This is a genomic window from Nodularia spumigena CCY9414 (assembly GCF_000340565.2).
Taxonomy (GTDB): domain Bacteria; phylum Cyanobacteriota; class Cyanobacteriia; order Cyanobacteriales; family Nostocaceae; genus Nodularia; species Nodularia spumigena.
Genome location: NZ_CP007203.1, coordinates 1,137,258 through 1,147,903, shown reverse-complemented (window position 1 = coordinate 1,147,903; position 10,646 = coordinate 1,137,258). Strand labels below are relative to the sequence as shown.

At 39.1% G+C, this 10,646-nt stretch carries 10 protein-coding genes and 1 pseudogene; 7 read left to right on the top strand and 4 right to left on the bottom strand.

Annotated features, from left to right (window positions below; genetic code table 11):
- The 3 genes and pseudogenes from NSP_RS05050 to NSP_RS05040 form a co-directional block, all read left to right on the top strand.
- On the top strand, positions 1-805 hold an 805-nt coding region (locus NSP_RS05050), incomplete at its 5' end, for a WD40 repeat domain-containing protein (RefSeq protein WP_478212181.1).
- A gap of 55 nt (positions 806-860) precedes the next feature.
- Positions 861-1,462, top strand: a pseudogene (locus NSP_RS05045) (IS607 family transposase).
- Positions 1,446-2,546 carry an RNA-guided endonuclease InsQ/TnpB family protein gene (locus NSP_RS05040; RefSeq protein WP_017803856.1) on the top strand — a complete coding sequence of 367 codons (1,101 nt, stop codon included), beginning with the start codon at positions 1,446-1,448 and terminating at the stop codon, positions 2,544-2,546. Before NSP_RS05045 ends, NSP_RS05040 begins: the two are co-directional and overlap by 17 nt.
- 299 nt (positions 2,547-2,845) lie before the next feature.
- Here NSP_RS05040 and NSP_RS05035 read toward each other — a convergent pair whose 3' ends face one another.
- Positions 2,846-3,322, bottom strand: a complete 477-nt coding sequence (locus NSP_RS05035; RefSeq protein ID WP_006195577.1) for a hypothetical protein — start codon at positions 3,320-3,322, stop codon at positions 2,846-2,848.
- A 346-nt stretch (positions 3,323-3,668) separates the two neighbouring features.
- Between NSP_RS05035 and radC the strand changes: the two genes are divergently transcribed.
- On the top strand, positions 3,669-4,400 hold the full coding sequence (gene radC / locus NSP_RS05030; protein WP_006195576.1) for a RadC family protein: 732 nt from the start codon (positions 3,669-3,671) through the stop codon (positions 4,398-4,400).
- A gap of 6 nt (positions 4,401-4,406) precedes the next feature.
- Here radC and NSP_RS05025 read toward each other — a convergent pair whose 3' ends face one another.
- Positions 4,407-5,612 (bottom strand): RAD23 family protein, encoded by a 1,206-nt coding sequence (locus tag NSP_RS05025; RefSeq protein ID WP_044482804.1) that lies wholly within the window; start codon positions 5,610-5,612, stop codon positions 4,407-4,409.
- Between the two features lie 219 nt (positions 5,613-5,831).
- Positions 5,832-7,076 (bottom strand): zinc ribbon domain-containing protein, encoded by a 1,245-nt coding sequence (locus NSP_RS05020; protein ID WP_006195573.1) that lies wholly within the window; start codon positions 7,074-7,076, stop codon positions 5,832-5,834.
- A 406-nt stretch (positions 7,077-7,482) separates the two neighbouring features.
- Between NSP_RS05020 and NSP_RS05015 the strand changes: the two genes are divergently transcribed.
- The 3 genes from NSP_RS05015 (at position 7,483) to NSP_RS05005 (ending at position 9,603) form a co-directional block, all read left to right on the top strand.
- On the top strand, positions 7,483-8,397 hold the full coding sequence (locus NSP_RS05015; RefSeq protein ID WP_006195571.1) for a tetratricopeptide repeat protein: 915 nt from the start codon (positions 7,483-7,485) through the stop codon (positions 8,395-8,397).
- Positions 8,398-8,487: 90 nt separating this feature from the next.
- On the top strand, positions 8,488-8,997 hold the full coding sequence (locus NSP_RS05010; protein ID WP_006195570.1) for a phosphate-starvation-inducible PsiE family protein: 510 nt from the start codon (positions 8,488-8,490) through the stop codon (positions 8,995-8,997).
- Between the two features lie 366 nt (positions 8,998-9,363).
- The gene (locus NSP_RS05005; RefSeq protein WP_006195568.1) at positions 9,364-9,603 is read left to right on the top strand and encodes a hypothetical protein; all 240 of its coding nucleotides are present in this window, start codon (positions 9,364-9,366) and stop codon (positions 9,601-9,603) included.
- A gap of 263 nt (positions 9,604-9,866) precedes the next feature.
- Here the strand turns inward: NSP_RS05005 and NSP_RS05000 are convergent, their stop codons facing one another.
- Positions 9,867-10,601 (bottom strand): OmpA family protein, encoded by a 735-nt coding sequence (locus tag NSP_RS05000; RefSeq protein ID WP_006195567.1) that lies wholly within the window; start codon positions 10,599-10,601, stop codon positions 9,867-9,869.
- Between the last annotated feature and the right edge of the window lie 45 nt (positions 10,602-10,646).

The following is a 10,646-nucleotide window of genomic DNA, read 5'->3' as shown; positions in this document are numbered from 1 at the left end:
ACAAGAGGCGGAACGAAAGTTAACCAAAACTGAAGGTGATTATCAGCGAACAACTAAAAGTTTGCAAGAGACGGAAAGAAAACAGGCAGAATTACAAAGAACAGCGCGAGATTTAGAACTGAAGAAGAAGGATGCAGAAGCAAAGTTTAAGGACGCACAAAAAGAAAATATCCAAGCTACCCAAAACCTAGCTGCTGCTAAAACAGATTTAGATAAGGTAAATCAGCAAGCCGCAGCATTAGAAGCGAAAAATGCCGAAGCGGAAGCCAGAATTAAAACGGCTACTGACAGAGTAAAAACTGCTGATGAGAAAGCACAACAAGCACAGCAACAACAACAGCAAGCGGAATCTCAAATTAAACAGGCAGAAATTACTCTGCAACAAGCGCAATTAGAACAACAAGCAGCAAAGCAAGCCGCACAATTAGCGCAAGAAGCCCAACAAGAAGCGCTAAAGGGAACAGAATTAGAACGGGCGGGAGTTAATGCCATTAGACAGTTTGAGTTTACCCAGTTAGCAGGGCTAGTTACAGCAGTTAAAACTGGTAAAGAGTTGAAAACTTTAGTTAAAGATAATCGCCCTCTGGATGAATACCCAGCTATTAGCCCGATTTATGCGTTGCATACTATTCTGGGTGATATTAAAGAACGTAACCAATTTCATGGGCATCAGGGCGGTGTCAGGAGTGTGAGTTTCAGCCCGGACGGCAAAACCATCGCCACCGCATCCGATGACCGGACAGCGCGGTTGTGGACTCTAGAGGGGCAACTGTTACAAGAATTCAAAGGGTTGGGAACTGATTAGAAATATTTATCCATACTTACTCATAACTACTTAAATGCTATGCTATAGTAGTTATATGAGTAAGTTATCTATATCTGAAGCAGCAAAGTTAAAAGGTGTAAGTGTTTCCACACTCAGAAGATGGGAAACAGAAGGTAAATTAATTCCCGAAAGAACAGCTAGTGGTCATAGAAGATATGATTTAGCTCAATTGTTAGGAATCAAGCCTGATTTATCTTACACCATTGGTTACTGTCGAGTTTCTAGCCATGACCAAAAAGAAGACCTAGAAAGACAAAGCAAGTTGTTGAATTATTTTGCGCTCAAAATGGTTGGCAATTTGAAATTATAGAAGACTTAGGTTCAGGCTTAAACTACAGCAAAAAAGGATTAAAGAGATTAATCCGATTAATTGTTGATAGTAAACTTGAACGTCTTGTTTTAACCCATAAAGATAGACTATTGAGATTTGGTAGTGAATTAATTTTTAGTTTGTGTGAACATTTTGGAACAGAAATAGTAATTATCAATAGAACTGAAGACTCAACTTTTGAAGAAGACTTAGCTCAAGATGTTTTAGAAATAATTACAGTTTTTAGTGCCAGACTGTATGGATCTAGAAGTCACAAAAACAAGAAAATTATAGAGGAGTTGAAAGAAGTTGCTGTTCGGCTTTAAAACTGAGTTAAAAATCAATAACCATCAGCGTACCCAACTACTTCAACATTGTGGTGTTGCTCGTCATGCTTGGAATTGGGGATTAGCTCTTACCAAACAGATATTAGAGCACAATAAGTTAAATCCTAATTCCAAAATAAAATTTCCTACTGCTATTGATTTACATAAATGGTTAGTAGCATTAGTAAAAAGTGAAAATCCCTGGTATTACGAATGTTCAAAATCAGCACCACAAGAAGCTCTACGAGCTTTAAAAACAGCATGGGATAGGTGCTTTAAAAAAATATCAGGAGTGCCTAAATTTAAGAGAAAGGGTAAACATGATAGCTTTACCTTAGAGGGTAGTGTCAAAAATTTAGAGTCAAATAAAATACAAGTACCGAAGATAGGAGTTCTCCAAACTTATGAAAGACTACCTCAAAAAGAAATTAAATCAGTAACCATTAGTCGTAAGGCTAATAGATGGTTTATTAGTTTTAGATTTGATGTAGAAAAACAAGATAATAAAAACCTCAAAGTTGTGGGAGTAGACTTAGGTGTAAAAAATTTAGCTACTCTATCAACAGGTGAAATTATAGAAGGTGCAAAGTCTTACAAAAAATATGAATCTAAATTAAGCAGGTTGCAATGGTTAAACAGAAATAAAGTTATCAATTCAAACAATTGGAGAAAAGCACAACTAAAAATTGCTAAATTGCATCTGAAGATTGCCAACATTCGTAAAGATACATTACACAAACTTACTACTTTATTAGCCAAGAACCACGGCAAAGTGGTAATCGAAGATTTAAACGTATCTGGAATGTTGGCAAACAGGAAATTAGCAAAAGCAATCTCCGATATGGGATTTCATGAGTTTCGTCGTCAACTAACCTACAAGTGTGAATTGTATAGTTCTGAACTTGTCGTGGTTGATAGATGGTATCCCAGTTCTAAAACTTGTTCTAATTGCGGAACTAAAAAAGAAAATCTCACACTTAACGAAAGAGTTTTTCAATGTGAAAATTGCGGTTTTGAGTGTGATAGAGATTTAAACGCAGCTATCAATTTATCAAAAATTGATTTGTCAAAAGCTGTCAGTTAGACAGTGTTAGTCTGTGGACTGGATAATGCCGACATTACCAGGATGAAGCAGAAAGTAAACTTCAAACCCCATCTAGTACAAGTTATCTATTATAGAAAAGTCTAAATAGGTAAGTTTGAGTAAGTTTTATGTAACGGAGATAAACCAAAGGTTTGGCAGGTTTGCGCGTTTCGTAAGTATTCAACCAGACTTGATATTATTGGTAAGTCACAATCTTTCCCTCTGCTCCCCTACCCTTCGGGAAGCTTCGCTAACGACTGCGCTCAGGGCAAGCCTGCGCCCTGCTCCCTTGCTTCTTCCTACTTCCCAGTTACACCATCTCGCTCTCGTGTCAAGCCATCAATGGCATCACCCAAGGCGGTGGTGAGGCTGTTACGGGTTTGGGCGTGGTTTTCTTGCTCGGTTTTTAAGGCTTGCAACAGGCGATCGCGTTCTTTCATAATGGCTATGAGTCTGCCTTGCAATTCTGCTACTGATTGGATTTGTTTAATTTCTTCTTGGGCGGCTGTGGTGGCTTTCCCGTCTACGAGTATACCTGATTCCAGTCCCTTGATTTTATGGATCTCTGCTTTCAAGGATGCGATCGCCTGTTGGGCTAAATTGGCATCTGTGCGGCGTTGTTCGGCTTCGGTGTTATAAAGTTTACGCCATTTTTGGGCGCTTTCCCAAGCCGTATCGCGATCGCGTTGTTCTTCTGCTATTTGTTCCTTAAGTGCCTGAATTTCCGTTAGCCACTGTTGAGTTAAATCTGTAGTTTTACCAATATTTTCCATCATATTAATGCTCTTTTATATACTTAAATATACTCAATAAAAGTATAATCTGGCGACTACAGCAGGTTGTAAACCAACGCTCAACTTTTGACTTTTGACTTTTGACTTTTGACTTTCGCCTTGCGGAGGCGATCGCATCTAAGCTGAAACAACTTGATTTTGCACAACATATTTAAATACAATTCTTGTGGGATGGGCAAAGATGCCCGTCCATGTTATGCAAATTGAATGCTCAACAGCTTACCCGCAACCAGTAAAAAATTAAAGATTGTTTCATCTAGAGATTTGCCGAGGATACAAGGGATAACTAAACATAGTGCTATCTACACACCCTTCTCTTAGTTATTCTATGACCTATTGTCTCAGAATTGCTGATATTCCCACAGATGAGCGTCCGCGTGAGCGTTTAATGACCCACGGCCCCAAAATTTTAGCGACAGCCGAGTTAATTGCAATTCTTTTAGGCACTGGTCAAGGGCCGGGAAAACTCTCAGCCGTGGGCTTAGGGCAGTATTTGCTACAGGAACTCAGTAAACACCAACGCGACCCTTTAGCTGTTCTGCGAGAAGTCACCCCGGCAGAATTAATGCAAATTCCAGGTATTGGCCCAGCAAAAGCCACAACCATCTTAGCGGCAATTGAACTAGGTAAACGTACCTTTCAATTTCGTCCCTCAGATAGTACACCCATTGATAACCCCATTGTCGCTGCGGCTGCACTCAGTCAAGACCTCATGTGGCAAACACAAGAACGTTTTGCAGTATTGCTCTTAGATGTCAAAAATCGCTTATTGGGAACCCAAGTAATTACCATCGGTACAGCCACCGAAACCTTAGCATCTCCCCGTGACATCTTTCGAGAAATCATTCGTCAAGGTGCAACGCGGGCAATTATTGCTCATAATCACCCTTCAGGTAGCGTAGAACCCAGCCCAGAAGATATAGAATTAACGCGTCAACTGTTAGCAGGAGCGCAGCTTTTAGGCATCCCCTTATTAGATCACTTGATTTTAGGTAATGGTAATCACCAAAGCTTACGTGAAAATACTATTTTATGGGATGAATATCCCCAGGGTGATTAATACCAATTAAACCTGACCAGGCTCAATTGTGATCCGTATAAACAGATTACTCAACTCCGGTCTAGTGCCATCATTATTGTGTGCCGGCAAAAACCTATCATTGATGAAAAGCTCGTTAACAACTTGCTCATAGAAGCYTTTTTTACTTTGTAGTCTCGCTGGTTCTATTTCTAAAATTTTAGCTTGTTGAAAGTTGCCATTATGATCAATTACTAAGCTAGCCAAGAATTTTACAGGCTCCAGTACAGAATCGCCAAGAAGATAGCTTGGGTCTAAATTCTTGGTATTACTTCCCTGGTGTAATGCGAGAACATCGGGTAGACCATCTGGACTTAATCTACCCTCTTGTATCAATTGTTCTATTTCAGTTTTATTGACTGGAGTAAATGTAACCCTCGCTCCTTCTTCGGCGGAAGTGTTAGCAATTTCCCCAGTGGGTGTAGGTACTGTTTCCTCATTCGGAGTGCTTGCAGTTTCCCCAGTGGGTGTAGGTACTGTTTCCTCATCTGGAACGCTTGCAATTTCCCCAGTTGGTGTAGGTGCTGTTTCCTCATCTGGAACGCTTGCAGTTTCCCCAGTTGGTGTAGGTACTATTTCCTCTGGAATAGATGGAATATCTGTTGGTAGTGGCTTTCCTTGTCCGAGGACAACTTCCTCACGACGGTTCCAAGGTAAATCACCTATTGGAATTTGTGGTGTGGGTGTGGGTGTGGGTGTCGGTGTCGGTGTTGGTGTCGGTGTGGGTGTTGGTGTCGGTGTCGGCGTTGAAACTGTTTTCTTAGGAAAGAGTTGGGTATTAGGTTGAGAAGCTTTTATTTGACTTTCACTTTCACGAAGGACACTAGCATCAGAATTTATCGTCTCAGTATCCTGATTGCTAGGTGTAGTTGGTGCAGGAATTTGTGGCGAAGGCGCTGATGTCTCCTGTTGAGGAGAAATTGATGATTTTGGTGAGACTGTTTCAGCTTCTAAGTTAGATTTATCTGGTAATTCTTCTGGGGGAGAAACTTCTATAAATTCAATGGGAACAAATGTTTGGCTTTGTTCGGGAAACCACGGTTGAAAGACATGAGATGAGCGCATCAACCAGAAAACCAGCAAATGCAAGGAAACTGAACTTATGGCTATAGCAATCCATAAACTTGGCGATTCTGTGTGTCGTCTGCGTTCATTGGATGGAATTGGCGTTTTGTCCGTAACCGATGATTTCATATTTGAACCCAAAGATGATTCGGCAATTTTGCTGATTATTAATGCTGCAAAATCCAATTTCTATCTTAGAGGGTGTCTGAAAACTTTTTCGTGTTGCATAAAACACTTGTAGATCCCCCTAAATCCCCCTTAAAAAGGGGGACTTTGATTAATTTCCCCCCCCTTATTAAGGGGGGTAAGGGGGGATCTGGATAAAACTGATACTTCTCAGACATCCTCTTAGACGTGATTGTGACTAGAGTCTTGGAAAGTGCCACAATGATGGCAGTGTGATAAATACTTGTAAGTCAGATTATGGCAGTTGGCGCATTCAATGTATTGATAATAACCACAATGTGGACAGTATTTATCATTATGCCGAATTTTCTTAGCACAATTAATACAGCGTGAATCTTGAACTCTCCTCACCGCCTGCGCTTTAGTATTCAAGATCACTTTTTGAAAAAGCTGGATAATTACAAAGCCTAGCAGTGGGATTACCAAGATATAAACATAACTGACCAGGAAAAGCAAACCACCGAGAATGGTGCGAAGAATATCAAAGATAAATGTAAATAATATGCCGACTTGCAGAAATTCAAAGATTTTCAGGATCAGAGGTAGAAAAAAGATTACCAGCAAATGCCAGCTAATCAGCGAAATCAGTCCATATTCTCGGCGTTGAGTAAAGTTGTGAACTGACAAGGCGACCAGAATCAGTGGAAGCAAAAATAGCGCCTGAAAAGCCAGTTGAATACTGGGATACCAAAATGACGCTTGTTGATAATTTACTTCAACTGGCTGAAATTTATTATCATTTTGCAGGAAGGCTAAAAATTTAATGCTTTCTGGTTTCGTCACCAGTTGATTTTTTAAATTAGAAATTTCCTGTTTCAGTGTAGAAATTTTCTGGTTATTTTTATCTAACTCTTGTTTAGCCTTTTCCGCACCGACTACATTAATTGATTGTTCAGGAGACTGACCGGCAATTTTTTCTAAAAGTGTGGAATCATATTGAGCGCGAATGGTGCTATTTTTTTGTTCAAATTGACTAACCTGCGTTTGTTTCTGGACAATATTTTGGATAATTTGCTGGTTTTGGGAGATATTAATTTGATCTTGATATTTGGCATACTGTAAGCAAGTTTGAGAAACTTTACCCAAATGTCTCTCTTCAACTTCTTGATAAATTTGCTCTTGACTGATTTGATTGTTTATATCTGACAATGAACTGCTGATAATTTCATAGTCTTTATTGGTATTAGTTTCTTCCCTATAATTTTGCCACTGGGAATAACATGGATAAGCCTGTGATGGGCTGATGTACCATCGACTAACGTCATCCAATCCCGTAAAAACATTGATTAATATAAAAATATCAATCACAATAATGACAACTAAACTTACTTTATTCAGTGGTTCATTATTGATTTTTCTCGACTTCCGAAAAAATTGATTCCCAAGACTGCGAATATTATCAAGCATAATATTGTTTTTTATAGATGGCAAAGTCAAAAAATGGCATGATTCTAGAAGAAGACGGGAGAATTCTCATTGCACACCATCGCCCGCATCAAAAATTGTCCCCAAAATAATTTGGAGTGACTGTCACTGCCACTCCAAGATTCTCGCACAAAAGAGACTTTGATCTCAATCTTACTTACCGTTGCTAAGAAGGACACGTTCAGCAACTTTATCTGGTACTTCCTGGAGATGATCATATTCCCAGTCAAAAGAACCAACGCCGAGAGCGATCGCAACTCGATTTGTATTTTGTCGTCAGATTTCTGCTAAAGTTTTGTAAAATAAAACCAATTTTTGTAAAAACCTGCTGAATGAGAAAAATTTTCATGAAGTAAACGTAACTAAAATGTTGTGAGTTAGAGAATCAATGAAATTACCATTATATAAATATCGTATAGTCGGGATAGTGAGTTTGGTAATGCTCGGTGAAAGTATGCTTTTCCCATCACCGAGTTACCCTACTCCCTTAGTGGCACAATATAGTTTACCAACATCCACAACTTGGTTAAACCAAGGTTTACAGGCAATTCAAGCGGGAAGGCTACAAGATGCGATCGCCGCTTTTCAGCAAGCAACTCAGCTAGATCCAAATTTAGCAACCGCCCATTATAACTTAGGGTTAGCATTACGACAAACCGGAAAATTAAAGCCTGCGGCTGATGCTTTTTATCAAGCCACACAAGCTGACCCCCAATTTGCCCCAGCCTTTGCGAATTTAGGGGGAGCGTTGTTAGAAGGAAGTAATTTACAGCAAGCCAGTGATTACTTAGAACGAGCCATAGAACTCGACCCCAAATTAGGTTTTGCTCACTATAACTTGGGATTGGTACGACAGCAGCAACAAGATTGGGAGAGAGCGATCGCATCTTTTAAAAAAGCGATGGAGTATAGTAAAAATGCCCCAGAACCTCCCTACCATCTGGGAACGTCTTATCTCCAGCAAGGTAAAGTTAATCAAGCCAGAGATGCCTTTTTTCAAGCCATCAAAAATAATCCCCAATATCCCGAAGCTCATTACAATCTCGGCATGATTTGGTTTAATCAAGGACAACTCAAAGAAGCATTAGCAGCTTTTAGAAAATCAGCCGAAGCTAATCCTAATTATCCCAATGCTTATTATGGTGCTGGGTTAGTTTTTATGGCACAAAAGCAATATGCAGAAGCGGTACAAGTATTACAATATGCCAAAGATTTATATAATGTTCAAGGTAATCCCCAATGGGCTAATAATGCCGAAAAATTGTGGCGACAAGCACAAAATTTAAATTACCAACCTCGCTGAGGCGCAATCGCTTAATTTTACGTAATATTATATAAATGGGTGGACTAGCTGGTGTGGTCTGAAATTGACCAGATGAGAATGGAAAAGTAAATGTACAAGCGCTCCAAGAGTCGATTTTTATTTTGCGATCGCTGGCTGGATAGACACACAATTGTTCGCAACATGGAAGCTTTCCAAGACTTAATTGTGATTGTCTTGTGTTTTGGTTTGTTCGCCGTCATGCTGATACAATTGTGGGGCATATTCATAGCCATCATTCAGTCAGTAGAATATCAACAGGTGACGGCAAAAATACTATTTGTGTTGATTTTGGTGGAGTTATTTCGGTTACTCATGGTTTACTTGCAAGAACATAGTATTTCTGTGGGGGTAGCAGTTGAAGTGACAATTGTATCTCTACTCCGGGAAGTCGTAGTTCACGGAGCTTTGGAGATTTCTTGGGTACAAACAGCAGCAATTTGTGGTTTGCTACTTGTTTTGGGTTCTTTACTACTTGTATGTGCCAAAACACCCCACATGGATTGCATCAGTGCTAATACAAAGTTTTGCCCTATTACCGATAAAGGAGGTATAGAAAGGCAAAATGAGCATGGATGCTAGTATTCGCAGCAAGTGTAGTAAGTAGGTCGGCGTGAAAATTTCAATGTATGTCATTGCGAATGGAACGAAGTGGAATGAAGCAATCACAAGAGTTTTGGGGTTTTTACATTCTGTTACATAGTTAAGTTTATTTGTGCCGACTTACTTACATGAAGAAATCATGAACCACAGATAAACACAGATAAATATAGCTAAAATTTACCTGTTAAAGGATTTTTATACATCTGCTCGGTGGTAGATAGTTATGAGGTCTAAAACACAGTGGTGAAGTTCTGCTAGGCGTATCTTTTCCTCCGCTTCTGGGGAGATGAATAACTCCTTGAGGATGAGTAGAAATTAATTAGTCACCTCAAGGAGAATAATTTTATGACTACAGGTAACGGACAATCTCAACAACCAATTAGCAATCTAGAGTATGACTTTATCACTGTATTGCACAATAAAGCTGAAGCAGTAAAGGCTTATGATTGTTACATCAAAGATGCACAGGAAATTAACTCTCAGCCCTGTGTTGAATTATTTCAAAAATTGCGACAATCGGAAATAGAACAAGCCCAAGAAGTTCGCCACCATCTGCAACAAGTAATGCAGCACGGTAAGATGTAACCCCATTCTTCATGCCAAAATCTCATGTTTTAACATTAAACTACAGATGCGCGCCGAAAATTATCCGCGTGCATTTCTGTTTATTTAGTATTCTCACCTCTTAATCTCTGCGTGTTAGCGTATCGCTAAAGTGTATCTTAACAATTTTTAAACACACATCCTATTTTGCAGCTATTTCGTCATCACCTCGATTAGCTAGCTTTTTTGGCAAGATTACCCCAAATATTAGTTATGAATGTCAGTTAATTGAATCTTACCTTGAGCTATTTTACTTCTCTGACTTCTCCCAACCGAGTAAAGCGGATTTCAATCCGTCGTCGTGTTACATCCTCTTTACGCGCTATGCTTGCAAATTGTCCATTTGGTAATATTAATTGTGCCGCAGAATAAGCACGAAATGATAGTCCAGATAGTCTACCTTCTTTTTTTTGGATATCATGCAGAACCTTAACTACCGATAAAGCACGCATCAAGCCCAAATCAGCATTAGAACCTGCTTGTAGTTTACCTACTGGTAAGCTACCACCAACTACCTTTTCTAAATTTACATCTAAATTACTTGCTACATTACCATTCGGTTGTCCGTCAGTGTGTCCAATTATTTCCACAACATTAATACCATATTGTTTAGTTCTAGCTTCTATTTCCGGTACTATTTGTCTAAATATATAAGTTGACATTTTTTCAGGTATGTCAGCACTACCGGAAGCAAATCTATAATCACCTTCATCTTTTATTATGATGATTGGTGGTGTATCTGTTATTTCTTTTTGTGGCTTTATTTGTGTTTGTAAATATTTTACTTGCTGCTCTAATTCTTTGACTTTCAAAGCTAAATTAACTGAATTTGGAGCAGGTTTATTGGTAATTTGTGAGATGATAATAGTTAGAAATAAAAATAAGATTAATATCATAAACGCATTAGACATCAAATCTGTAAATGCTTGCCAAACGTTTAAATCTTCATTGTATTCAGTATAGCGTGAACGACGAGCCATAGGTTAAATCCCTTTGTGAAAATGAATCATCCCTTATCAATCTGA